The sequence below is a fragment of the Variovorax sp. FW301-JW7 genome (assembly GCF_058788795.1).
On sequence record NZ_JBYTBC010000005.1, the window covers coordinates 177,179 to 202,003 of the forward strand.

The 24,825-nt window shown below is 68.4% G+C and carries 24 protein-coding genes; 15 read left to right on the forward strand and 9 right to left on the reverse strand.

The window, feature by feature from the left end:
* Positions 1-8 precede the first annotated feature (8 nt).
* The 4 genes from AC3WQM_RS15985 to AC3WQM_RS16000 all read left to right on the forward strand — a co-directional run bounded on the left by AC3WQM_RS15985 (position 9) and on the right by AC3WQM_RS16000 (position 4,509).
* Positions 9-2,132, forward strand: coding sequence for an acetate--CoA ligase family protein (locus AC3WQM_RS15985; protein ID WP_492680050.1), 2,124 nt, complete (start codon positions 9-11; stop codon positions 2,130-2,132).
* Between the two features lie 40 nt (positions 2,133-2,172).
* Positions 2,173-3,159: a Bug family tripartite tricarboxylate transporter substrate binding protein gene (locus tag AC3WQM_RS15990; RefSeq protein ID WP_139704328.1), complete on the forward strand. Its 987-nt coding sequence runs from the start codon at positions 2,173-2,175 to the stop codon at positions 3,157-3,159.
* A gap of 136 nt (positions 3,160-3,295) precedes the next feature.
* Positions 3,296-4,057 carry a LysM peptidoglycan-binding domain-containing protein gene (locus AC3WQM_RS15995; protein ID WP_492680052.1) on the forward strand — a complete coding sequence of 254 codons (762 nt, stop codon included), beginning with the start codon at positions 3,296-3,298 and terminating at the stop codon, positions 4,055-4,057.
* 131 nt (positions 4,058-4,188) lie between these two features.
* Positions 4,189-4,509 carry a lysozyme inhibitor LprI family protein gene (locus AC3WQM_RS16000; RefSeq protein WP_492680054.1) on the forward strand — a complete coding sequence of 107 codons (321 nt, stop codon included), beginning with the start codon at positions 4,189-4,191 and terminating at the stop codon, positions 4,507-4,509.
* Positions 4,510-4,522: 13 nt separating this feature from the next.
* On the opposite strand, the gene AC3WQM_RS16005 is transcribed toward AC3WQM_RS16000, so the two are convergent.
* From AC3WQM_RS16005 to AC3WQM_RS16045, 9 genes are all read right to left on the reverse strand, one after another.
* Positions 4,523-5,737, reverse strand: coding sequence for a CaiB/BaiF CoA transferase family protein (locus AC3WQM_RS16005; RefSeq protein WP_492680056.1), 1,215 nt, complete (start codon positions 5,735-5,737; stop codon positions 4,523-4,525).
* A 3-nt stretch (positions 5,738-5,740) separates the two neighbouring features.
* Positions 5,741-6,724, reverse strand: coding sequence for a Bug family tripartite tricarboxylate transporter substrate binding protein (locus tag AC3WQM_RS16010; protein WP_492680058.1), 984 nt, complete (start codon positions 6,722-6,724; stop codon positions 5,741-5,743).
* A gap of 11 nt (positions 6,725-6,735) precedes the next feature.
* Entirely contained in the window at positions 6,736-7,716 is a 981-nt protein-coding gene (locus tag AC3WQM_RS16015) for a Bug family tripartite tricarboxylate transporter substrate binding protein (protein ID WP_492680060.1), read from the reverse strand.
* 41 nt (positions 7,717-7,757) lie between these two features.
* Positions 7,758-8,207, reverse strand: a complete 450-nt coding sequence (locus tag AC3WQM_RS16020; protein WP_489061738.1) for a hotdog family protein — start codon at positions 8,205-8,207, stop codon at positions 7,758-7,760.
* Positions 8,208-8,400: 193 nt separating this feature from the next.
* Positions 8,401-8,931, reverse strand: coding sequence for a hotdog family protein (locus AC3WQM_RS16025; protein WP_095948015.1), 531 nt, complete (start codon positions 8,929-8,931; stop codon positions 8,401-8,403).
* A gap of 14 nt (positions 8,932-8,945) precedes the next feature.
* Entirely contained in the window at positions 8,946-9,617 is a 672-nt protein-coding gene (locus tag AC3WQM_RS16030; RefSeq protein WP_492680382.1) for a nitroreductase, read from the reverse strand.
* A gap of 2 nt (positions 9,618-9,619) precedes the next feature.
* Positions 9,620-10,819 (reverse strand): CaiB/BaiF CoA transferase family protein, encoded by a 1,200-nt coding sequence (locus AC3WQM_RS16035; RefSeq protein WP_492680062.1) that lies wholly within the window; start codon positions 10,817-10,819, stop codon positions 9,620-9,622.
* Between the two features lie 11 nt (positions 10,820-10,830).
* The gene (locus tag AC3WQM_RS16040) at positions 10,831-11,925 is read right to left on the reverse strand and encodes an acyl-CoA dehydrogenase family protein (protein WP_492680064.1); all 1,095 of its coding nucleotides are present in this window, start codon (positions 11,923-11,925) and stop codon (positions 10,831-10,833) included.
* Between the two features lie 21 nt (positions 11,926-11,946).
* On the reverse strand, positions 11,947-13,200 hold the full coding sequence (locus AC3WQM_RS16045) for an acyl-CoA dehydrogenase family protein (protein ID WP_492680066.1): 1,254 nt from the start codon (positions 13,198-13,200) through the stop codon (positions 11,947-11,949).
* 174 nt (positions 13,201-13,374) lie between these two features.
* Here AC3WQM_RS16045 and AC3WQM_RS16050 point away from each other — a divergent pair, with 174 nt between their 5' ends.
* From AC3WQM_RS16050 to AC3WQM_RS16100, 11 genes are all read left to right on the forward strand, one after another.
* Complete coding sequence (locus tag AC3WQM_RS16050; protein WP_492680068.1) at positions 13,375-14,613, forward strand: ABC transporter substrate-binding protein; 1,239 nt, start codon at positions 13,375-13,377, stop codon at positions 14,611-14,613.
* A gap of 68 nt (positions 14,614-14,681) precedes the next feature.
* Positions 14,682-15,896 carry an ABC transporter substrate-binding protein gene (locus AC3WQM_RS16055; RefSeq protein WP_492680070.1) on the forward strand — a complete coding sequence of 405 codons (1,215 nt, stop codon included), beginning with the start codon at positions 14,682-14,684 and terminating at the stop codon, positions 15,894-15,896.
* 44 nt (positions 15,897-15,940) lie between these two features.
* Positions 15,941-17,581, forward strand: coding sequence for a 3-(methylthio)propionyl-CoA ligase (locus AC3WQM_RS16060; RefSeq protein ID WP_492680072.1), 1,641 nt, complete (start codon positions 15,941-15,943; stop codon positions 17,579-17,581).
* A 172-nt stretch (positions 17,582-17,753) separates the two neighbouring features.
* Positions 17,754-19,427, forward strand: coding sequence for a sigma 54-interacting transcriptional regulator (locus tag AC3WQM_RS16065; RefSeq protein ID WP_492680074.1), 1,674 nt, complete (start codon positions 17,754-17,756; stop codon positions 19,425-19,427).
* Between the two features lie 222 nt (positions 19,428-19,649).
* On the forward strand, positions 19,650-19,919 hold the full coding sequence (locus AC3WQM_RS16070; protein ID WP_492680076.1) for a phenol hydroxylase subunit: 270 nt from the start codon (positions 19,650-19,652) through the stop codon (positions 19,917-19,919).
* Positions 19,920-19,962: 43 nt separating this feature from the next.
* Entirely contained in the window at positions 19,963-20,967 is a 1,005-nt protein-coding gene (locus AC3WQM_RS16075; RefSeq protein WP_492680078.1) for an aromatic/alkene monooxygenase hydroxylase subunit beta, read from the forward strand.
* 26 nt (positions 20,968-20,993) lie between these two features.
* A complete protein-coding gene (locus tag AC3WQM_RS16080) occupies positions 20,994-21,290 on the forward strand; it encodes an MmoB/DmpM family protein (protein ID WP_174250302.1) in 297 nt (98 codons plus the stop codon).
* A 37-nt stretch (positions 21,291-21,327) separates the two neighbouring features.
* On the forward strand, positions 21,328-22,911 hold the full coding sequence (locus AC3WQM_RS16085; RefSeq protein WP_492680080.1) for an aromatic/alkene/methane monooxygenase hydroxylase/oxygenase subunit alpha: 1,584 nt from the start codon (positions 21,328-21,330) through the stop codon (positions 22,909-22,911).
* 93 nt (positions 22,912-23,004) lie between these two features.
* Entirely contained in the window at positions 23,005-23,367 is a 363-nt protein-coding gene (locus AC3WQM_RS16090) for a phenol hydroxylase subunit P4 (RefSeq protein WP_369645214.1), read from the forward strand.
* A gap of 18 nt (positions 23,368-23,385) precedes the next feature.
* Positions 23,386-24,444, forward strand: a complete 1,059-nt coding sequence (locus AC3WQM_RS16095; protein ID WP_492680082.1) for an NADH:ubiquinone reductase (Na(+)-transporting) subunit F — start codon at positions 23,386-23,388, stop codon at positions 24,442-24,444.
* A 13-nt stretch (positions 24,445-24,457) separates the two neighbouring features.
* On the forward strand, positions 24,458-24,802 hold the full coding sequence (locus AC3WQM_RS16100) for a 2Fe-2S iron-sulfur cluster binding domain-containing protein (RefSeq protein WP_492680084.1): 345 nt from the start codon (positions 24,458-24,460) through the stop codon (positions 24,800-24,802).
* Positions 24,803-24,825 lie beyond the last annotated feature (23 nt).

Below are 24,825 nucleotides of genomic sequence, written 5' to 3' on the forward strand. Positions count from 1 at the left end.
CTGCTGCCATGACTTCTTCTTCCTCTTCTTCTCTTCACTGCTTCCTTCACCCCAAGGCCATCGCCTTCGTCGGCGCCACCGAGCGCTCGGTGTGGTCCAACGCGGCGCTCGCCAGCCTGCGCACGCTGGGCTACGCGGGCCAGCTCTACCCGGTCAACCGGCGCGGCGGCAGCTTTCATGGCATGGCGGCCGCCACCTCGGCCGAGGCCATCGGCGAGCCGGTCGACACGGCGCTGCTCATGGTGCCGGCCGACGCGCTCGACGATGCGCTGGCCGACCTGCAGCGCGCGGGCATCGGCAACGCGGTGTTGCTGAGTTCGGGCTTCGCCGAGGCCGGCGAGGAAGGCCGCGAGCGCCAGCGCCAGCTCACGGCCAAGGCGCGATCGCGCGGCCTGCGCATCCTCGGGCCGAACTGCCTGGGCTTCGTCAACTACGTCGACCGCTCGGCCGTGTGGACCGCCTCGCTGCGCGAGCCGCTGCCGGCGGGCACGCTGGGCATCGTGTCGCAAAGCGGCGCGCTCGCGGGGCAGCTGTCGTTCATGGCGCAGGTGCACGGCATCGGCCTGAGCCGCATGGTGTCGACCGGCAACGAGTCGGACATCGACATCGCCGAGGTCATCGACTACCTGGTGGACGACGAGCACACGCGCTCCATCGCCGTGTTCGCCGAGACCGTGCGCGACCCGCAGCGCTTTGCCGCCGCGGCCGAGCGCGCGCTGGCCGTGGCCAAGCCCATCGTGGTGCTGAAGATGGGCAGCAGCGAGATCACGGCGCAGGCCGCGCAGGCCCACACCGGCTCGCTGGTGGGCGACGACCGCGTGTTCGACGCCATGTGCCAGCGCCTGGGCCTGATGCGCGTGCGTTCCATCGAAGACCTGGTGTTCACCGCCGCCTTCGCCAGCATGACCGGGCCTTTCGCGGCGGGCGGGCTGGCGGCGGTGTCGATGTCGGGCGGCATGTGCGAGATCTTTGCCGAGCGCGCCGAGGAAGAAGGCCTGGCGCTCACGCCGCTCGCGCCCGCCACCGAGGCCGCGCTGCGCGAGGTGCTGCCGGGCTACGGCACGCCGCAGAACCCGCTGGACGTGACCGGCGCCGCCATGCTGCAGCCCGAGCTGTTCGGCAACGCGCTCGAAGCGCTGGTGCGCGACCCCGCGCTGGGCGCCGCCATCGTCGTGGCCGACGTGCCCAACGCACCGGCCAACGACACGCCGCTGAACCGCGCCGTGCTGGCGCAGGTGGCGCGCGGACTGTCGGCCAGCCCGGTGCCCGCCATCGTCTGCAGCCACTACGTGATGCAGGTGAGCGAGCGGTCGCGCGAGCTCATCGCCGAGACCGGCATCCGCCACATCGCCTGCGGCATCCACCATGCGATGAGCGCGGCGGGTGCGGTGCGCCGCTGGTCGGAAACGCTGCGCCGGCGTCAGGGCGCGCAAGGTGTCGCTGCTGCAGTGCCGGCCACGCCGCCCGCGCAGCCTTTGCGTTCGGAGCGCGAGACGCTCGACTGGCTCTCGCAGCGCGGCGTGCCCGTGGTGCCCGTGCGGTTGTCGCGCAGCGCCGACGAGGCCGCGCGCTTCGCAGAAGAAATCGGCGGCCCGGTCGTGCTGAAGATCGCCTCGGCGCAGATCGCGCACAAGACCGAGGTCGGCGGCGTGGCGCTCAACCTGCAGGGTGCCGACGCGGTGCGCGCCGCCTGGCAGGCGATGGATGCGCGCGTGCGCGCCGCGCGGCCCGAGGCCGAGATCGACGGCATCCTCGTCGCGCCGATGCGCCAAGGCGGGCTCGAGCTTTTCGTGGGCACCGTGCGCGATCCGCAGTGGGGCCCGGCGCTGGCCGTGGGGCTCGGCGGCATCTGGGTCGAGGCGCTGCGCGACACCAGCCTGCGCCTGCTGCCCGTGACGCCCGCCGAGGTGAAGGACATGCTGGCCGAGCTGCGCGGTGCGCGCCTGCTCGACGGCTGGCGCGGTGCGCCCGCGGCCGACCGCGACGCCATCGCCGAAGCCGTGGCCGCCATCGGCAACGCGGCGCTCGCTCTCGGCCCCGAACTGGTCTCGCTCGAAGTCAACCCGCTGCGGGTGGACGGTGGCACGGTCGAGGCGCTCGATGCGCTGGCCGTGTGGGGCGCGGCGGGCTGAACGACTTTCATCGTCAAGAAAACCAACAGGAGACCTCTTCATGCTGCAACGACGTCGATTCGCGCAATGGGGCGCGAGCGGACTGCTGGCCCCCGCGCTCGGTGCCCTGCCCAAGGCGCAGGCGGCCGACGCTTACCCGACCCAGCCGATCAAGGTGATCGTGTCGTCGGCGGCCGGCGGGCTGGTCGACGGCATCGCGCGCACCATCGGCGAACGCATCGCCAAGCCGCTGGGCCAGCCGGTGTTGATCGACCCCAAGCCCGGTGCCAACGGTGCCATTGCCGCGTCCTTCGTGGCCAAGGCGCCGGCCGACGGCCACACGCTGCTGTTCGCCGTCAACTCCTTCGTGCTCGCGCCGTTGCTGATGGCCAAGCCGGGTTATGACGTGTTCAAGGACTTCGCACCCGTGTCGTTGTCGAACTACGGCCTGCTCGTGTTCGCGGTGGGCGAGGGCGTGCCCGCGAAGAGCATGCGCGAGTTCGTCGCCATGGCCAAGGCCCAGCCCGGCAAGCTGAGCTTCGGCTCGGCGGGGCAGGGCTCGTCGGGCCACCTCTACGGCGAGAAGCTGATGCGCGACGAGGGCCTGCAGATGACGCACGTGCCCTACAAGGGCGGTGCGCCGCTGATGATCGACATCCTCGGCGGCCAGGTGCAGGGCGGCTTCGTCACCATGGGCGAAGCGCTGCCGCACGCGAAGTCGGGTCGCGCGAAATTGCTGGGCGTCTTCGGCACGCGCCGCATGCCGCTCGCGCCGCAGATCCCCACCTTCACCGAGCAGGGTTTCAAGGGCTACGAGCACGGCGGCTTCTGGGGCTTCTTCGCGCCCACCGGCACGCCGCAGCCGGCCATCGACAAGCTCGCCGGTGCGGTGCGCCAGGCCGTGGCGCAGCCTGATCTGCAGGAACGCATGATCGGTTTGGGGCTCGAGCCTTCGGGTGAGGGGCCGGGCGAGTTGATGGCGGCGGTGCGGCGCGAGAACCTGCTGTGGTCGCGGCTCATCAAGGACATGAACCTGAAGCTCGAATAAAGCCTGTTTGCAAGCGCCCGCGCTTATGTCGCGGGGCTGGGCACACAGGTGTGCCTGATGGCCTTGTAAATGCGCGCGATACGCGGCGCGAAATTTACACATCGCTGGCGCTTTGGTGTCCCCTACGCAGAATCGTTTGGACCGAAAAGAAACGATCGAAGGGGGAGTGGTTGTGGCTACGCAAGCAGCGCCGAAGAGCGGGTTCGACAAGTGGAAAGAGGGAATCCTTCGCGCGCCTGGAGACCCGAAGTGGGACTTCTGGGACAAAGAGATCAGGACCGCCGTCAGCGAGTTCAACCAGCACCTGGCGACCACCACGGGGTACATGCCGTTGGATTGGCGGGTCGTCAAGGCGATGGTGTGGGTCGAGTCCGGGGCGGGCAACCCCCAGTGGCTCATCAAGCCGATGCAGATCGGCGTTGTCGGCGACGCCGGCATGGATGCACTGCTCTCCGGCAACGAGGGCGGTGATCTGATCCTGCCGCCGATCTGGAAAGAGCGACTGACCGTGCTGTCTGTTCGCACGGTTCCGTCGCACAACATCCGGGCTGGCATCGGCTATCTTCTGATGAAGGCGGCGTACTACGAGCACCGCAGCGCGTCGCCCGCGGGGTCTTCGGTTTTTGACGTGACCGTCCAGCCTGGAGACAGCCTCGACAAGATCGCACGCGCCAACGGCTCGACCACTGAGATCATGAAAAGGCTGAACCCGACGGCCGGTACTCTGCGCGTTGGGCAAGTCCTGAAGTGCCAGAAGGCCGTGCTCCAACGCGTCATTGTGGGTTGGCGGCCGATGACGTCGGCGTTGCTCGTGGGACGGTACAACGGCGGCGGTGATGCCACCTACAAGACGAAGATCACTACAACGCTGCCACTCGTGCTCAGCGGAAGGGAATGAACATGCGTTCGGTAATTCTTGCAGCGACGATTCTCTGCAGCGTGTCTGCAATTGCAGCGCCGTCCCGTGCGTCCCGTGTGGTGCAGAGCGAGTACGCGATCCGGCTGGCGTGCGGGAATGAATTTTTCTCGATGGCTGACGTCCGTGAATGCCTGGACAAGAAGGAAGTGGAAAGCGAGACCAACTTGAAGCGCGCCGAAGCGAACCTGCTGCGCGCCATTGCCAAGTGGGACATCGAGCCTCCCTACATCGCGGCAACCAAGGCCAGGCTGGCTGCCGCGAAGAAGTCCTTCGCCAGGTACCGGGAGGACCATTGCGCCTACGCCAAGTCCGTGGGCGGCACGGCGATCGGCAACGCGCTCGAGATGCGGCGCGCGGCCTGCGTGGCCGAGCTCAACAACCAGCGCGCCGAGCAACTGCGGATCTCCGCGGCCGACGGCCAGTTCAAGTAGACGGGGCAGACGGTTATTTGGTCCGCGCCACCACGCCGCCGGCCACCAGCGCATCCACCGCCGCCCGCTCGAACCCGAACTCCCTCAGCACTTCATCCGTGTGCTCCCCCAGCGACGGCGCAAGCCGCTGCACACCGCCCGGCGTGGCCGACAGCGTGAACGGCACGCCGGGAAAGCGCAGCGTGCCTTCGGTCGGGTGCTCGGCGTCGTGCCACAGGCCGCTGGCCTTCAGCTGCGGATCGTCGGGCAGCTGCTGCAGTGTCTGGATCGGCATCGCCGGGATGTCGGCCTGGCGGAAGGCAGACACCCATTCGGCGGTGGTGCGCGCGCCGGTGGCGCGTTCGAGTTCGCCGAACACCACCGTATGGTTACGCACGCGCGCGGCCAGCGTGGCAAAGCGTTCGTCTTCGCGCAGCTCGGGCCGGCCCACCACTTCGAAGAAGCGCAGCCACTGCGCGTCGGTGTAGGGCACCAGTGCGATGTAGCCGTCGGCCGTGCGAAAAGGCTTGCGCACGCCCGAGCGGATCGAGCCGTACACCATGTCGTCGATGGGCGGCTGGAAGGTGTGGCCCCACAGGTGCTCGACCATGTTGAAGGCGGTCATGGTCTCGAACATCGGCACGTCGACCGCCTGCCCCTGGCCGCTGCGTTCGCGATGGAACAGCGCGGTGACGATGGCGTAGGCGGCGTACAGCGCCGTGGTCTTGTCGGCCACGAGCGCGGGCATGTAGCGCGGCTCGCCGGTGTAGATCGATTGCAGCTGCGCCAGGCCCGATGCGGCCTGGATGATGTCGTCGAAGGCCGGCAGGCCCGCGTACGGCCCTTCGTCCGAGAAGCCCTTGACGTGCGCGCTCACCAGCCGCGGGTTGAGTTCCAGCAGCCGCGCGGCGTCGATGCCGATGCGCGCCGCTGCGTCGGTGCGCACGGAGTGCACGAGCACGTCGCTGCCGCGCACCAGCGTGTCGAGCACCTCGCGCGCGGCGGGTTGCTTCAGGTCGAGCACGAGGCTGCGCTTGTTCCGGTTGCACGACAGGTACAGCGACGACATGCCCTTGTGGCGCGCGGGCCCGACCGAGCGGGCCAGGTCGCCCTGCGGCGCCTCGACCTTGATGACGTCGGCGCCCATGTCGGCGAGCATCTGGCTGGCCAGCGGGCCGAGCACCACGGACGAGAGGTCGAGCACCTTGACGCCTTCGAGGGCGCCGCGAAAAAGGGGAGGGGGCGTCATCGGTCAGTCCTCCAGGCGGATGCCGGTCTTGTCGATCACGCGCTTCCAGGTGTCGGCGTCCTGGCGCAGCACCACGGCGAACTCGGCGGCCGTGCTGCCCACGGGCTCGATGTTCATGTCGCGCATCTTCTTTTGCACCTCGGGCCTGGCGATGATGGCGGCGACGGCCTTCGACATCTTGTCCACGCGCGGCTGCGGCGTGCCGGCCGGCAGGAACAGCGCAATCCACGCATAGGGCTCGAAGCCCGCGTAGCCCGCCTGCTGGAAGGTCGGCACCTGCGGCAGCGTGGCCGAGCGCTGCGTGCCCAGTGCCGCCAGCGCGCGCAGCTTGCCGCTTTGCAGGTAGGGCAGGGCGGTGCCGGTGTCGAGCACGGCCACGCGGATGTGGCCGCCGAGCAGGTCGGTCACCATGGGTGCGGCGCCCTTGTAGGGCACGTGCGGCATGTCGACGCCGGCCTCTTTCTTGAACAGCTCGCCGTAGATGTGCGAGGTGGTCGCCACGCCGGTCGAGCCGTACGAATACTTGCCGGGCTCGGCCTTGAGCAGCGTGACGAGTTCGGCCAGCGTTTTCGCGGGCACGTCGGGCGTCACGACCAGGGCCGAGGTCGAGATGCCGATCTGCGACACGGCCGCGAAGTCTTTCACCGCGTCGTACGAGAGCTTGCGCTGCAGCGCGGGCATCTGTACGTGCGTGGTGATGGTGAAGAGGGCGGTGTGGCCGTCCTTCGGGGCGCGCGCCACGGCGGCGGCGCCGATGGTGCCGCTGGCGCCCACGCGGTTGTCGACGACGACGGGCTTGCCCCAGGCGGTGCCGAGTTCCTGTGCGACCAGCCGCGCGATGTTGTCGGTGATGCCGCCGGCGGGGAAGGGCACGACGAGCGTGACGGGTTGCGAGGGGTAGTCGGCCGGTGGCTGTTGCGCGGCGGCGGGCAGGGTGAGCAAGGCAGCCAGTGCGAAGCCGAGCGTGGAAGAAGAAAGACGTGTCATGGCGTGCGGTCTCAATCGAGCTTGATGTTCTTGGCCTGGATCACCTGCTTCCACCGCGCATGGTCCGCGCGCATGGTGGCGGTGAGCTGCGCGGGCGTGCTGCCGACCGGGATCACGCCCAGGCCTTCGATGCGCGCCGCCTGCTCGGGGCTTTGCACCACCTGGGCCACTTCTGTCGAGAGGCGCTGCGCGATGGGCTGCGGCGTGCCGGCGGGCAGGTAGATGCCGAACCAGCCGACCGACTCCATGCCGGCGAAGCCCTGTTCCTTGAAGGTGGGCACGCCGGCCGCGAGCGGGGCGCGTGCGGTGCCGACCACGGCGATCGACTTCGCTTTGCCGGCCGCGACGTGCGGGCCCACGCCCTTGGCCGAGACGAACACGGCATCGACGGTGCCGCCGAGCAGGTCGGTGATGGCCGGCGCTTCGCCCTTGTAGGGCACGTGCAGCAGCTGGATGCCCGCGGCGTCCTGCAGCACCTCGGCATACAGGTGGGCGCTCGATCCGTTGCCGTAGGAGCCGTACGAGTACTTGCCGGGCGCGGCGCGCGCGAGCTTGACGAAGCCGTCGAGGGTGTCGACGCCGAGCTTGTTGCTCACGGTGAAGACGATGGGCAGGCGGCCCGCTTCCGACACGGGCACGAAGTCCTTGAACGGATCGAAGCCGGCGTTGGGGTACAGCAGCGGGTTCTGGATGATGGAGGTGAGCGAGAACAGCACGGTGTAGCCGTCGGCCGGTGCGCGCTGCACGGCGGTGATGCCGATCTGCCCGTTGCCGCCGGGGCGGTTGTCGACGATGACGCTCTGGCCGAGCCGCTTGCCCAGGCCCTCGGCAACGATGCGCGCGAACACGTCGGTGCCGCCGCCTGCGGCGTAGGGCACGATCATGCGGATGGGTTTGTCGGGCCAGGTTGGCTGCTGCGCGAAGGCGCTGCTCGTGGCCAGGGCGGCGGCCAGCGCGAGGGCGTGGCGGCGGGTGAATCTGCTGTTGTGCATGTCTGTCTTGTCTCCGATGGTTTTTCTGGCTGGGTGCGATGTCAGGGCGGCAGGCTCACGACGGCCAGGCCGGGGCCGACCGACACGCCGTGGCGGTTCTCGCTCCACAGGCGCAGGTCGAGGCGGTGGCGGTGCGCGGCATCGGCGCTGTCGTCGATCCACTTGCGTTCGACCTGGCCGCGCACGGTGACGGTGTCGCCCGCGGTGTTGAACGACTTCATGCGAAAGCCGCGGATGGCATGCAGCACGCCGGCCGTGCCGATGTACTCGCGAATCGCGCGCTCCCACATGCCCTGCAGCAGCATCACGTTGGCGTACATCTCGGGGGCGCCGGTCGATTGGGCGTGCTCGGTGTTGTGGTGGATCGCGTTGAAGTCGCGGTTGGCGCCGGCGGCCATCACGAGGCGGTAGACGGTGAGGGGGAAGGGCACGGGGTTCAAGGTGTCGCCCTCGTTGACTTCTTCCCAGCGGCGTTGTGTTTGCCAGTTCATCTTGTTGCTCTGCTTGTGAGGCGTTGTGGGTCGGTTCAGGGCGCGTGCACAGGACATCGGGTACTCCCCTTCGCGAATGTCCCCCGGGGCTTCGCCCCTCCTCCTTGATTTCGCTGCGGGGAGCACCCAATGCCCTGCGCACGGGACGCAGTGCGCCGGTGCGGGAGGCCGCATGGCATCGGGTGTCTGTTCGCTAGTGCGGCAGGTAGTGGTACATGCCGAAGCGGCAGCGGGCCACGACCTCTTCGCGCTGGTTCACGATGTCGTACTCCCACGTCGTGAAGGCGCCCCTTCCCACCTTGGTCGCCTTGGGTTCGCAACGCACGAGCCGGTTGCCGCGCCGGCCCAGGCGGTCGCCCAGGCGCGCGGGTTGCAGGTAGTCGACCTCGTAGTCGGTCGCCATGTAGGCGGTGGTGGGCGGCATGCCTTCGGGGCGCGTGCCCTTGAGCGGGCTGCGCTCGGGTTCGGCGTTGCGCGCGTCGCTGGTGAACACGGGCGGCTGGCCCGGGGCCCACATCGGCGGCAGCGTGAGGCTGGCGAGGCTGGTCGATGGCGCGACGGCGTCGGGCCCGTGGTGCAGCGGGCAGTCGAACTCCAGCACCTCGACATAGCGGCGCACCGCGCCGGCCTCGATCACGTCGACGCCCCAGCGGATCACGCCGTTCGCGAAGTCTTCGCCCACGCGCGCCACCATCGGCGCCCAGGCGCTTTCCCAATCGTCCATGGGTGATTGCCTTCCTAGATGCCGATGAATTCGGCGACGTCGTCCAGCGGTGCGCGTTCGGTCTCGAGGGCGTCGATGGGCTTGTCGCGGTCGGCGTAGCCGATGGCCATGCCGGTGAAGAGCATGCGTTCGGGCGGCAGGTCGATGAAGCGGCCGATGGTCTGCGGGTAGATGGCCCAGCATTCCTGCGGACAGCTGTCCAGGCCCTCGGCGCGCAGCAGCAGCATCACGTTCTGCAACATCATTCCGAGGTCGGACCACTGCGGCGGGCCCATGCGGCGATCCACCGTGCAGAAGAGCGCGAGCGGCGCGCCGAAGAACTGGAAGTTGCGCGCAAACCATTTCAAACGCGCGGCCTTGTCCTCGCGCGGAATGCCCAGGCGCGCGTACATCGCTTCGCCCACGGCAAAGCGGCGGTCGCGGTAGGGCGCGACCAGCTCGCGCGGGTAGATGTCGTACTCGCTGCCTTCGCCGCCGGGCGTTTCCTGCACGCGGGTGCGCATGAGGGCCTTGAGTTCGTCCAGGCGCTCGCCGCCCACCACATGCAGGTGCCACGGTTGCAGGTTGCCGCCCGAGGGCGCGCGCAGCGCGGCCTGCAGCACGCGGCGGAGGGTGTCGGCCGGCACGGGGCGGTCGAGAAATTCGCGCACCGAGCGGCGGCTTGCGACGGCGTCGTAGACAGTCATGGTCATGCGGCGTTCTTTCGTTCGTTCATGAGGGTCACGCCCAGCTCGCGTGCCACCTCGGCGCTGTGCTGGCCGGGCGTCGCGGCGTGCGACAGGTCGGCGTAGGCATAGCCCGAGAAGCGCACCGGTGGGCGCACCTCAAGATACGCGCCTTCGGTCGGATGCGTGCGCTGTCGGAAAAGACCGGCGGCCTGCAGCTGCGGGTCGTCGGGCAGGTCGGCGATGTCGTTCACGCGCATCGCGGGCACGTTGGCCTTCTTCAGGATGTCGAGCCATTCGGCCGTGGTGCGCTCGGGCAGGATGGCGGCGGCGGCCTCGTACATGCGGCTCATGTGCTTGCGGCGCAGGGCCTTGTCGGCCAGCTCGGGCGCCTCGAGCACCTCGGGATGGCCGGTGGCCTCGAAGAAGCGCAGCCAGCGGTCGTCCAGGTAGGGCGCAATGGCGATGTAGCCGTCGCGCGTGCGCATGGGCTGGCGCATGGGGTCGATCTGGCGCGGGTACAGCGCGGGGCCGGTGGGCGGCACGAAGGTCTTGTCACACAGGTGCTCCACGAGGTTGAAGCTGGCGAGCGACTCGAACATCGGCACCTCCACCTGCTGGCCCTCGCCGGTGCGCAGCCGGTGCACCACGGCGGCGAGCACGGCGTAGGCCGCGTGCAGGCCCGAGACCTTGTCGGCCATGGTCATCGGCACGTAGCGCGGCTGCGGGTTGCCGTCGACCTTGGGCGGCAGCGAGGCGATGCCCGACGCGGCCTGGATGATGTCGTCGTAGGCCTGCAGCGCGGCATACGGCCCGCGCTGGTCGAAGCCGGTGCAGTGCACGTAGACGATGTCGGGGCGGATGGCGCGCACCTCGTCGTACGACAGGCCCGCACGCGCGATGGCGTCGCTGCGCACGTTGTGGATGAAGATGTCGCTGGTCTCGATGAGGCGGCGCATCGCGGCGCGGCCGTCGTCGCTTTTCAGGTCCCAGACGACGGAGCGCTTGCCGCGGTTCAGCCGCAGGTGCACGGGGCTCATCAGCGGCGTGACGGGCGGCGTGCCGATGATGCGGATGCTGTCGCCTTCGGGCGGCTCGACCTTCACCACCTCGGCGCCGAGGTCCGCGAGGATCTGCGTGCAGTAGGGGCCGAAGATCACCGTGGTGAGGTCGACGATGCGCAGGCCTTCGAGCATGCGGGGGGCGGTGGATGGTGTGGTCATGGGATGGGAGGTCATGCGGCGACGAGGCCCTGCATCTCGGCGGCGAGATGGCGCACGCGCTCGGGTCCGCCGAGCAACTGGCGGTTGAAGCCGATGCGCTTGAACCAGTAATGCAGGCCCAGCAGGTCGGTGATGCCCATGCCGCCGTGCACCTCGGTGGCGGTGCGGGCGACGAAGGTGCCGGTTTCGCTCAGGTGCGACTTGGCGTGCGCGGCGAGCAGCGCGGCTTCTTCGGGCAATGCGTCGAAGGCATGGGCCGCGTACCAGACCAGGGCGCGGCCGGGCTCCAGCGCGGCGGCCATCTCGGCGCACAGGTGCTTCACGGCCTGGAAGGAGCCGATCACGCGGCCGAACTGGCGGCGCTCCTTGGCGTAGGCCACGGCCTGGCCGATCATGGCTTCGCCCGCACCGAGCGTGTCGGCGGCGAGCAGGGCCCAGCCCGCGCTGCGCAGGCGCGCGAGCGTGGCGGGGCTGGCGTTGGGCAGTGGTTCGGCCTTCACCTGTGCGAAGTGCAGCTCGCCGAGCGGGCGCGTGGCGTCGATGCTGCGCAGTGCGCCGCGCGTGAGGCCAGCTGCATCGGCGCGCACGAGGTGCAGGCCGCCCGCGCGGTCGGCCACGATGAACACATCGGCCGCGCCCGCGTCGAGCACGAAGAGCGCGCTGCCGTCGAGCGTGCCGTCGGCATTGGCCGTCACGCCCGCGCCATCGCGCGCGCCGGCCACGGCCTCGGCGATGGCCACGCCGGCGATGCATTCGCCTGCGGCCAGGCGCGGCAGCCATTCATCCTGCTGCGCCGCGCTGCCGGCTTCGCGCAGCGCGAGCGGTGCGAGCACGGCGGTGCCGAGGAAGGGCGTGGGCGCGACATGGCGGCCCAGTTCTTCTGCGGCCAGCGCGGCGTCGAGCAGCGAGAGGCCGAGCCCGCCGAAGGACTCGGGCACGAGCAGGGCCGGCACGCCGACCTCGCACAGCGTGCGCCAGACCTCGCGGTCCAGCGGCAGGTCGTCGGCCGCGACGCGGCGCACGCGATCGAGCGGGCAGGCGCGTTCGAGGGCGCGGCGCAGGCTGTCCTGCAGCAGCTTCTGGTCGGCGGAGAGGGCGAATTCCATGGCGTGCTTTCTTTCAACCGATCAGGCGAGGCGGGGTTCACGCGGCATGTCCAGCCCGCGCTCCGCGATGATGTTTTTCTGGATCTGCGCGGTGCCGCCGCCGATGATCAAACCCAGGTCGAACATGTAGCGCTCCTGCCAGAGCGCCTGCGCGCGCAGGTGCGCGCTGCCGGGCATCAGGAGGCCCAGCTCGCCCAGCGCGTCGATGGCGAGCGCGGCCAGCTGGTGGCGCAGCTCGCAGCCCTGCAGCTTCACGACCAGCGCGGCCAGGCCGGGGTCTTCGCCCTTGGCCGCGGCCGTGAGCAGCCGCAGGCCGTGGCACTTCTGCGCCAGCACCTGGCCCTGCAGCCGCATCAGGCGGTCGCGCAGCACGGGCTGGTCGATGAGGCGCGTGCCGTCGACGGTCTCGGCCTGCATCAGCGTGGCGAGTTCCTGGTAGCGCTGGGTCGTGAGGTTGGGGTTGCCCAGCGAGCCGCGCTCGTGCTTGAGCGTGGCGTTGGCCACTTTCCAGCCGTCGCCGCGCTGGCCCACGATCTGGTGCTGCGGCACGCGCACGTCGGTGAAGAAGACCTCGTTGAACTCGGCGTGGCCCGTCATCGTCTTCAGCGGGCGCACCTCGATGCCGGGTGTCTTCATGGAGAACAACAGGTAGCTGATGCCCGCATGCTTCGCGGCGCCGGGCTCGGTGCGCACGAGGCAGAAGATCATGTCGGCCACGTGCGCGGTCGAGGTCCAGATCTTCTGGCCGTTGATGACGAAGTCGCCGCCGTCTTCGGTGGCGCGCGTCTGCAGCGAGGCCAGGTCGGAGCCCGCGCCGGGCTCGGAGTAGCCCTGGCACCAGACCACCTCGCCGCGCAAGGTGGGGCCGATCCACTCGCGCCGCTGCGCCTCGCTGCCCAGTTCGAGCAGGGTGGGCACCAGCATCGAGATGCCCTGGTTGCCCAGCGGCGGCGCCACGCCAGCGCGTGCGAACTCCTCGGTGATGAGGTGCGACGCCATGACGTCGGGCGCCGCGCCGTGGCCCCCGTACTCACGCGGCACGGTGCGCCCCGCGTAGCCGTGGTCCAGCAGCAGGCGCTGCCAGGCAAGGGCGTCGGCGTCGGGGCGTTCGGCGGTGCGCGCGAAGGCCGAGCGGTGGCCGTGCGTGGCCAGGAACGCGCGCAGCTCGTCGCGAAAGGCTTCGTAGCGGGGATTGAGCGTGAGGTCCATGCGGTGCTTGCCTTCGGTGCGCGCCGCGTTGCGCGGCGGTGGGTGTGTCTCCGTGTCGAGGCCCATGCTAGGGGCAACCCTCAGCCGCTCTCAATCGTCCGTTCCGACGATGTGACGCGCGGGGGGCGCTGCCTACCATCCAGCCCGAACGCCGCACGAGGTCCGCAAGAGACCGACACGGGGCCGGTGAGAGGCCCGCGGCCGCAACTTCTTTTTCACGAGAACGACGGAGACCACACCATGACACGTTCCCTCATTTCCGCCCGCCCCGGCACGCGCCGCCGCCTGCTGGGCGCCGGCCTGGCCGCCACGCTCGGTTTGACTGTCGCCTTCACGGCGCAGGCCCAGAAGCGCTACGACCCGGGCGCGAGCGACACCGAGATCAAGATCGGCCACATCGTCCCGTACTCGGGCCCGGTGTCGGCCTACGGCACCATCGGCAAGGCGGCGGCGGGCTACTTCGCCAAGGTCAATGCCGAGGGCGGCATCAACGGCCGCAAGGTCACGTTCATCTCGCTGGACGACGCCTACAACCCCTCCAAGACGGTGGAGCAGGCGCGCAAGCTGGTCGAACAAGACGAGGTGCTGGTGCTCTTCGGTCCGCTGGGCACGGCGCACAACCTCGCGATCCAGCGCTACATGAACGCCAAGAAGGTGCCGCAGCTGTTCGTGGCCACGGGCGCCACGCGCTTCGGCGATCCGAAGGCCTTCCCCTGGACCATGGGCTGGCAGCCCACGTACCAGACCGAAGGCAAGATCTACGCGCAGCACATCCTCTCCACCAAGCCCAACGCGAAGATCGCCGTGCTCATGCAGAACGACGACTTCGGCAAGGACTTTCTGAAGGGCTTTCTCGAAGCGCTGGGCGACAAGGCCAAGACGATGATCGTGGCGCAGTCGACCTACGAGGTGACCGACCCGACCATCGACAGCCAGATGGTCAACCTGAAGGCCTCGGGTGCCGACACCTTCTTCAGCATCACCACGCCCAAGTTCGCGGCGCAGGCGATCCGCAAGGCGGCCGACATCGGCTGGAAGCCCACGCAGTACCTGTCGAGCGTGTCGGTGTCGGTGTCGGCGGTGATCAAGCCGGCGGGCCCCGAGAACGCGGTGGGCGTGATCTCGGCCACCTACCTGCGCGACCCGGCCGACGACATGTGGAAGGGTTCCAAGGAGTACGAGGACTACAAGACCTGGTTCAGCAAGTACTACCCCTCGGGCGACCTGAGCGATTCGCTCAACGTGCTGGGCTACTCGTCGGCGCAGACGCTGGAGCAGGTGCTGCGCAAGGCGGGCGACGACCTCACGCGCGCCAACATCATGAAGGTGGCGGCCAACCTGCAGTACAGCCCGCCCATGCTCTACCCGGGCATCGAGGTGAAGACCTCGCCGACCGACTTCTACCCGATCGAGCGCATGCAGCTGGTGCGTTTCAACGGCACGCGCTACGAGCCCTTCGGCAAGGTGCTCGGCGATTGATCGACGTCACGCGGGCCGCGCTGTCGGCCCGCCATTCATTTCCCCTTTTCGTTTTCATTGAAGCTTCCATGACCTCCATCGTTCGACTGGCCGCCGCCCTGGGCGGCGCGGCCCTCCTGTTCACCGCCGGCGCGGCCCTTGCGCAGAAGAAGTACGACACCGGCGCCTCCGACACCGAGATCAAGCTCGGCATGGCCATGCCCTACAGCGGCCCGGTGTCGTCGTACGGCATCGTCGGCAAGGTCAACGAGGCCTACTTCAAGATGGTCAACGACAAGGGCGGCATCAACGGCCGCAAGGTGACGCTCATCAGCTACGACGACCAGTACACGCCGCCGCGCACCACCGAGGTGGTGCGCAAGCTGGTCGAGCAGGACGAAGTGCTCGCGGTGTACGGCAACCTGGGCTCGGCATCGAATGCCGCGATCCAGCGCTACATGAACGCCAAGAAGGTGCCGCACCTGTTCCTGGGCGTGGGCGCCGACCGCTTCAACGACCCCAAGGCCTACCCCTGGACCACGCCCTACATGCCCAGCTACGAGGGCGAGGGCAGCCTCTACGCGAAGAACATCCTCAAGACGATGCCCAACGCGAAGATCGCCGTGCTCTACCAGAACGACGACTTCGGCAAGGACCTGCTCAAGGGCCTGAAGAAGGGCCTGAGCGATAAGGCCTCGATGGTGGTGGCCGAGGCCTCGTTCGAGGTGGCCGACCCGACGGTCGATTCGCAGATCATCAAGCTGCAGTCGTCGGGCGCCGACGTGTTCGTCAACTTCGCCACCGCGCGCTTCGCCGCGCAGGCCATCCGCAAGGCCTGGGACATCGGCTGGAAGCCCAAGCAGCAGTACCTCACCTACGTGTCGGCCTACGTGAAGATGACGCTGGAGCCCGCGGGCCTCGAAAAGTCGAAGGGCATCATGGCCATGGCCTTCTTCAAGGACGCCGCGCAGCCGCGCTGGGCCAACGACCCGGCCACGCAGGAGTTCCTGGCCTTCATGAAGAAGTACGCACCCAACGAAGACGTGAACAACGCCGCCGGCGTGTACGGCTACGGCGTGGCGCAGGCCATGGAGACGGTGCTCAAGGCCTCGGGCGACAACCTCACGCGCGAGAACGTGCTCAAGCAGGCCACCACGCTCAAGAACATGCGCACCGGCATGCTGCTGCCGGGCATTGCGCTGAACACCTCGGCCACCGACTACTTTCCGTTCAACACGCTGCAGCTGGTGCAGTTCAACGGCAAGGAGTTCGAGCCCATGGGTGATTCGATCGCCGTGAAGTAGCCTTCGCAGACGCACGCTCAAAAGAACCACAGGAGACACACACCATGTTCGGACTGATGCAGGACCGCCCGCTGCTGATCTCGTCGCTGATCGACCACGCGGCCACCTTCCACCCCCACGTCGAGATCGTCGGTCGCACCGTCGAAGGCCCGGTGCACCGCACCAACTACCGCGAGGTGCAGCGGCGCTCCAAGCAGGTGGCCAACGCGATGAAGGCGCTGGGCGTGGCGCCCGGCGACCGCGTGGGCACGCTGGCGTGGAACACGTATCGGCACCTGGCGCTGTACTACGGCGTGTCGGGCTCGGGCGCGGTGCTGCACACGGTGAACCCGCGGCTCTTTCCGGAGCAGATCGACTACATCGTCAACCACGCCGAAGACAAGGTGCTGTTCTTCGACACCAGCTTCGCGCCGCTGGTCGAGAAGCTCGCCCCCAAGCTCAAGAGCGTGCGCGCCTTCGTCGCCATGACCGACCGCGCCCACATGCCGGCGATCGATGTGCCGAACCTGCTGTGCTACGACGAACTCATCGGCGCGCAGAGCGAGGACTACACCTGGCCCGAGTTCGACGAGCGCACCGCCTCGTCGCTGTGCTACACGTCGGGCACCACGGGCAACCCCAAGGGCGTGCTGTATTCGCACCGCTCCACCGTGCTGCATTCGCTGATGGAATGCGCGCCCGACACCTTCGGCGTGTGCTCGCAGATGACGCTGCTGCTGGCCGTGCCCATGTTCCACGCCAACGCCTGGGGCATGCCGTACTCGGCGCCGATGGTGGGCGCCAAGCTCGTCATGCCCGGCCCGCACCTCGACGGCCAGAGCCTGTACGAGCTCATGCGCGACGAGAAGGTGAGCTTCTCGCAGGCGGTGCCCACCGTGTGGCTCATGCTGTTCCAGTACTTCGACGCCCACCCCGAGATCGACACCCGCGCCATCGGCCTCAAGCGCATCGGCGTGGGCGGCGCCGCCACGCCGCGCGCCATGATCGAGCGCTTCGAGCGCGACTTCAACGCCGACTTCGTGCAAGGCTGGGGCATGACCGAGACCAGCCCCATCGGCGTGATCGGCAACCTGCTGCCCAAGCACCTCGCGCTCCCGAAAGAGGAGCAGACGACGGTCAAGATGCGCCAGGGCCGCGGCGTGTGGGGCGTGGAGCTCAAGATCGTCGACGAGAACGGCCAGCGCCTGCCGCACGACGGCGTGGCCTTCGGCCACCTGCATGTGCGCGGTCCGTGGATTGCGAGCGGTTACTTCCGCAGCGAAGGCGGCGACGTGCTCGACGCCGAGGGCTTCTTTCCGACCGGCGACGTGGCCAACATCGACGCCGACGGTTATGTGCAGCTGGTCGACCGCGCCAAGGACGTCATCAAGTCGGGCGGCGAGTGGATCTCGTCGATCGACCTGGAGAACGCGGCCAGCGCGCACCCCGCCGTGGCCGAGGCGGCGGTGATCGGCATCGCGCATCCGAAGTGGCAGGAGCGGCCGCTGCTGATCGTCGTGAAGCGTGCAGGCGCAGAGGTCACGGGCGAGGAACTGCTCACTTTTCTTTCGCAGCGCGTGGCCAAGTGGTGGCTGCCCGACGACGTGGCTTTCGTCGACAGCCTGCCGCATACAGCCACCGGCAAGCTGCTGAAGACCAAGCTGCGCGAGCAGTTCAAGGGCTACGTTGCAGCCAAGTCAACTTGATGACAGTTGTTCGTTCTTTCTGTGCATAACTCTGTGGGTTGCTTGAGGAGGCGGACCCGCAGAGCGAGCATTGGCGCGGCTTCGCACCACGTTGCCTGTTGATTGAGCAGCCTTGTCGTCCGTCCTTGCAGGAGAATGTAGGAGGAACGGATTCCAGACAAGTAAAGGGGACATGGTGGGAGAACTTCTTTCTCTCCTGCGCTTCAGCGCCGGCTCGGGCCACATCTGGCTGGACGAGCAGCGCATGCTGCTCATGCATGCCCGGGCCTTCGCCGAACTGCGCCGCGAACTGCTCGACTCGCTGGGCATCGAGCGTGCGCGCGGCCTGCTGGTGCGCATGGGTTTTGCTTCCGGCCTGCGCGACGGCGAGGTGGCCGTGCGCGAGCGCCTTGCCGGCATGCGCGCCGAAGACGCCTTCATGCTCGGGCCGCGCCTGCATTCCATCGAGGGCATCGTCTCGGTGCAGAAGGTGCAGGTCGACCTCGACGTGGCCACCAAGCATTTCTACGGCGAATTCCTCTGGGAGAACTCCTGGGAATGCGAAGCCCACGTGGCCGACTTCGGCTACGGGGAAGACCCGCAGTGCTGGTCGCAGATCGGCTATGCCTCGGGCTACACCACCGCCTTCATGGGGCGGCTGGTGGTGTTCAAGGAAGTCGAATGCACCAGCATGGGCGACAGCCGCTGCCGCATCGTCGGCCAGGCCGCCGAGGCGTGGAACGACGAGCACTACCTCGAGTACTTCCGCCAGCACCATGTGGCCGAGAAGCTCATCGACTTCAACCTCGGCCTGCAGCACCTGCGCCGCCTGCAGCCGCGCCGCGAGTACGACCAGAAGCTGGTCGGCGTGTCGCCGGGTTTCCGTGCCGCCTTCGAGCTCATGCGCAGCGCGGTCGACAGCGCCATCACCGTGCTGCTGCTCGGCGAGACCGGCGTGGGCAAGGAAGTGTTCGCTCGCTGGCTGCATGACAACGGGCCGCGCGGCAAGCAGCCCTTCATTGCCGTCAACTGCGCGGCGATTCCGGCCGACCTGATCGAGGCCGAGCTGTTCGGCGTGGAAAAGGGCGCCTACACCGGCGCCCACCACGCGCGCGCCGGGCGCTTCGAGCGCGCCCACGGCGGCACCCTGTTCCTGGACGAGGTGGGCGACCTGCCGCTGGCCGCGCAGGTCAAGCTGCTGCGCGTGCTGCAGACCGGCGAGGTCGAGCGCCTGGGCGCCGAGCAGCCCACCAAGGTCGACGTGCGCATCGTGGCCGCCACCAACGTCAACCTGCAGCAGGCCATGCAGGCGGGCAAGTTCCGCACCGACCTGTTCTACCGGCTCAACACCTTCCCGATCCAGATTCCGCCGCTGCGCGAGCGCACCGCCGACATCCCGGCGCTGGTGGCGCGCTTCGTCGAGAAGTACAGCGCGCTGTACGGCAAGAAGCTGCGCGGCCTCACCGACAAGGCCGCGCTCGACGTGCACAAGCACGCCTGGCCCGGCAACATCCGCGAGCTCGAGAACGTGATCGAGCGCGCCGTGCTGCTGGCGCCCGACCACGGCGACATCGAGGCCTGCCACCTGTGGATGCAGCCGCCGGGCGCGCCGCCCGACAACCAGCTCGACGCCAGCGGCAAGGTCGCCACGGGCGGGTCGGCTTCGGGCACCGACGCGAGCGAGCTGGATGCGCTGTGCCAGCGCGTGCTGGAGCAGAACATCGACATCGCCTCGCTCGAGCAGCGCCTCATGCAGACCGCGATGCAGCGCGCCAAGGGCAACCTGTCGCAGGCCGCGCGCATCCTGGGCATCACGCGCCCGCAGCTGGCCTACCGCCTGAAAAAGGAAGGCCTGCCCACGTCCTGAGCGGACGCTGGCCGGCGTTTTCCGGTTTTCACCATTTGATCAAGCTGCACCGCAGCAAATGATCAAACCAGCATCCGGGACTTCCCGGTGCTTCGGGCCCGCAGGCGCAGCGGGCCCATGCAAATCAATCACTTAGCCACGCTGGCACGCCCGTTGCCCTTATCAGGCCGGGCGGCGCTGGTGCCGTCCACCTGTTGATGGATTGAACAAGTGATGCCCTCGATGCAGCCCGACCCCCGCAGCGGCAGCGCCGCCCAGATGACCGGCCAGCCGTGCTTCGTGCGCGTCACCGGCACGCGCGGCACGCGCTTCGTGGCGTTCGAGTTCGCCATCGGCGACCCCGAGCTGGCCGTGGAGCTGGTGCTGCAGTTCGACCAGTTCCGCGAGTTCTGCGCGCGCCACGCGGTGCGCCACCTGAGCACCGAAGAGGGCGCGCGGCTGGACTTCGAACGCATGAAGTGGCGCTTCGGCGCGCCCGGCATCGACCACTGACACGCCCCGCATTTTTTTCCCGCGACAACCAAGGAGACACCCCGTGCAAGTCGACATCAAGACCTCGGACATCCGGCCGATCCGCCAGACCTTCTCGCACGTGGCGCGGCGGCTCGGCGACAAGCCGGCCTCGCGCTACCAGGAGGCCACGCTGGACATGCAGCCCACCGCCAACTTCCACTACCGGCCGCTGTGGGACCCGCAGCACGCGCTGTACGACAAGCGCCGCACGGCCCTCGTGATGGCCGACTGGTACAGCTTCAAGGACCCGCGCCACTACTACTACGGCGTGTACACGATGACCCGCGCGCGCCAGGGGGAAGGCGCCGACCGCCAGTTCGAGTTCGCCGAGAAGCGCCAGCTGCTGGCCCAGGCCGATGCGGGCGTGCGCGAGTCGCTGCAGCAGGTGCTGGTGCCGCTGCGCCACTACGAGTGGGGCGCCAACATGAACCACAGCTATTGCTGCGGCTACGGCTACGGCACGGCCATCACGCAGCCCTTCATCTATGCGGCCATGGACCGCCTGGGCATCGCGCAGTACCTCTCGCGCGTCGGCCTGCAGATCGACGCCAACTCGGGCCGCGCGCTGGACGCCGGCAAGGAAGCGTGGCTCGCACACCCGGCCTGGCAGGGCGTGCGCCGCCTGATGGAAAACCTCTTCGTCACCAAGGACTGGTTCGAGGTCTTCGTGGCCCAGAACCTCGTGCTCGACGGCCTGCTGTACCCGCTGGTCTACCGCCACTACGTGAACGCGCACAGCGCCGCCACCGGCAACGCGCTGGCGATGCTGACCGAGTTCATGAACGAGTGGTTCGACGAGAACGTGCGCTGGGTCGACGCCACGCTGAAGACCGCCGCCGACGAGTCGCCCGTCAACGCCGAACTGCTTGCGCAGTGGTACGCCAGCTGGCGCGACCAGGCCGTGCAGGCGCTGGCGCCGCTGGCCGCGCTGGCCCTGGGCGCGCAGGGCGCCGAGGTGCTGAAGACGTTGCACACCGCGCTCGATGCACGCGTGGCCCGGCTGGTGCGCACGGGCGCTGCCGCCTGAATCGATCGAACCAAGGAGACCACCCCATGACCACCGCCACCGCCGAAGTGTCCCGACCGCCCGTCTTCATCGCCCTACAGACCGGCGAGGCCGCGCGCGCCATCGTCGAGGCCATCGTGGCCGACAACCCCGGGGCCACCGTCACCGAGTACCCCGCGATGGTGAAGATCGACGCGCCCGGCCGCCTCGTGATCCGCCGCGAGAGCGTCGAAGCCCTGGTCGGGCGCCGCTGGGACCTGCAGGAACTGCACCTGAGCCTGATCTCGCTGTCCGGAAGCATCGAAGAGACCGACGACGAATTCACCCTCCATTGGGGCGCCTGAGCCCAGCCCCCACCGGACCACGACCAAGGACCACGCCATGACCACCCAAGCAGCAGCAAAGACCCCCACGACCCCGCGCCTCGGCCTGAAGGAACGCTACGCCATGATGACGCGCGGCCTCGGCTGGGAGACCACCTACCAGTCGATGGACGACGTGTTCCCGTTCGACAAGTTCGAGGGCATCAAGATCCACGACTGGGACCAGTGGGAAGACCCGTTCCGCCTCACGATGGACGCCTACTGGAAGTTCCAGGGCGAGAAGGAGAAAAAACTCTACGCCATCATCGATGCGTTCCAGCAGAACAACGGCCAGTTCAACATCAGCGACCCGCGCTACCTGAACACGCTCAAGCTGTTCCTCACCGGTGTCTCGCCGCTGGAGTACGCGGCGCACCGCGGCTATGCCATGGCCGGGCGCTCGCTGCGCGGCGTGGGCGCGCGCGTGGCCTGCCAGATGCAGTCGATCGACGAGCTGCGCCATGCGCAGACGCAGTTCCACACCATCAGCCACTTCAACAAGTACTTCCACGGCCTGCACGATCCGCAGCACATGCACGACCGTGTGTGGTACCTGTCGGTGCCCAAGAGCTACTTCGAAGATGCGATGAGCGCGGGGCCCTTCGAGTTCATCACCGCCATCTCGTTCTCCTTCGAGTACGTGCTGACCAACCTGCTGTTCATGCCCTTCATGAGCGGCGCCGCCTACAACGGCGACATGGCCACCGTCACCTTCGGCTTCTCGGCGCAGAGCGACGAGTCGCGCCACATGACGCTGGGCCTGGAGGTGGTGAAGTTCATCCTCGAGCAGGACCCGGACAACGTGCCCATCGTGCAGAAGTGGGTCGACAAGTGGTTCTGGCGCGGCTACCGCCTGCTCACGCTGGTCGCGATGATGATGGACTACATGCTGCCCAAGCGCGTCATGAGCTGGTCCGAGGCCTGGGAGATGTACTTCGAGAAGAACGGCGGCGCGCTGTTCGAGGACCTGGCGCGCTACGGCATCCGCATGCCCAAGTACCACGAGGTCGCCTCGAAGGAAAAGAGCCGCATCTCGCACGAGGCCTGGGCCATCTTCAACAACTACGGCCACGCCGCCAACTTCAACGTCTGGGCACCCAAGCCCGACGAGATGAGCTGGCTGGCCGAGAAGTACCCCGAGACCTTCGACAGCCTGTACCGCCCGCGCTTCGAGTGGCTGGCCGAGCAGGAGAAGCAGGGCAAGCGCTGGTTCAACAACACGCTGCCCATGCTGTGCCAGACCTGCCAGATCCCGATGGCCTTCACCGAGCCCGACGACCCCACCAAGATCTGCTACCGCGAGAGCAGCTACCACGGCATGAAGTACCACTTCTGCTCCGACGGCTGCAAGGACGTGTTCGACGGCGAGCCCGAGAAGTACGTGCAGGCCTGGCTGCCGGTGCACCAGATCTACCAGGGCAACTGCTTCCCCGAGGGCACCGACCCGACGGTGGAAGGCTTCAACCCGCTGGCGGCCGTGCTCGACTACTACCACATCAACGTCGGCGCCGACAACGGCGAGTTCAACACCTCGCCCGACAAGGCCAACTGGGAACGCTGGACAGGGCAGGACCTGTCGGCGGCCGAGCCCAAGGTGGCCTGAGCACCCGGCCCACCACCCCTCATCGACCCCCGCGCTCCCGCCGTGCCCCACGCACGGTGTGGGCGGCGCTCACCCCGAAACAAGGAGACCGACATGTCTGTTGTTGCACTCGCCCCCGGCTACACCGGCACCGTCATGGACAGCGAAGACCGCTTCCACGGCAACCGCCTGCTCTACATCGGCTGGGAAGACCACCTGCTCTTCTGCGCCCCCGTGTGCCTGCCGCTGCCCGCGGCCATGCCCTTCGGCGCGCTCGTCAGCGACGTGCTGCCCGGCGTGTACGGCAGCCACCCCGACTTCGAAAAGGTCGACTGGTCGAAGGTCGAATGGTTCGACTCCGGCAAGCCCTTCGCGCCCGACGCGTCGAAGTCGCTGGCCGACAACGGCCTGGTCCACAAGTCGGCGCTGCGCTTTCGCACGCCCGGGCTCACGGGCATCGGCGGCTCGTTCAGCTGAGTACCGGAGGGCCTTGCCATGAGCTTCCAGATCATGATCGAGCCGCTCGGCCAGGCCGTGGCGGCGCGCGACGGGCAGACCGTGCTCGACGCCTGCCTGCGCGCCGGCGTGTGGCTGCCGCACGCCTGCGGCCACGGCGTGTGCGGCACCTGCAAGGTGCAGGTGCTCGAAGGCGAATGCGAGCACGGCGATGCGTCCAACTTCGCGCTCATGGACTTCGAGCGCGACGACGGCAAGATCCTCGCGTGCTGCGCGACGGCGCAGGCCGACCTGGTCATCGAGGCCGAGATCGACGAAGACCCCGACGCGCAGTTCCTGCCGCTGGAAGACTTCGACGCCGAGCTGGTCGAGGCCCGCATGCTCACGCCCACCATCCGCGGCCTGTGGCTGCGCACCGACCGGCCGGCGCCGTTCCAGGCCGGCCAGTACGTGATGCTGCACGTGCCGGGCGTGGAGGGCGCGCGCGCCTTCTCGATCGCCAACGCACCCGACGACCACCTGGTCGAGCTGCACATCCGCCGCGTGCCCAACGGCCGCGCCACCGGCTGGCTGCACGACGAACTGCAGCTGGGCCAGCGCCTGCGCTTCACCGCGCCCAATGGCCGCTTCTTCGTGCGCAAGTCGGCGGGCCTGCCGATGATCTTCGTGGCCGGCGGCTCGGGCCTGTCGAGCCCGAAGTCGATGGTGCTCGACCTGCTGGCCGAAGGCTGCACCTTGCCGATCACGCTGGTGCAGGGCGCGCGCAACACCGAAGAGCTGTACTACCGCGAACTCTTCGAGCAGCTCGCCGAGCGGCACCCCAACTTCACCTACGTGCCCGTGCTGTCCGACCTGCCGGCCGACAGCGACTGGCACGGCGCGCGCGGCTTTGCGCACGAGGCGCTGAAGGCCCACTTCGCGAACGACTTCCGCGGCCACAAGGCCTACCTGTGCGGACCGCCGCCGATGACCGAGGCCTGCATCGCCACGCTGATGCAGGGCCGCCTGTTCGAGCGCGACATCTACATCGAGAAATTCTTCACCGCTGCCGATGCGGCCTCTGCAGCGCCGCGCAGCCCGCTCTTCAAGGCGTTGTGACGTGGAGCCAGTCATGAGCTTCTCTGTCGTCATCGGCAACACCCACGAGCACTACCTGTGCCGCGCCGACCAGACCCTGCTCGGCGGCATGGAGCAGCTGGGCCGCAAGGGCATCCCGGTCGGCTGCCGCGGCGGCGGCTGCGGCGTGTGCAAGGTGCGCATCGAGTCGGGCGCCGTGCGCCGCGAGCGCATGAGCCGCTGCCACGTCAGCGCCGAAGAAGAAGCCCAGGGCTACGTGCTGGCCTGCCGCGCGTACCCGCAGAGCGACCTGGCCCTGCGCGCCGTCGAGAAGCTGGCGCGCTGCATCGAGCGGCGCCTGGCCGCGTCGCAGCCCGCCGTTCCCCGTTCCCCCACCTGAACCTTTCCCTCACCCACCAAAGG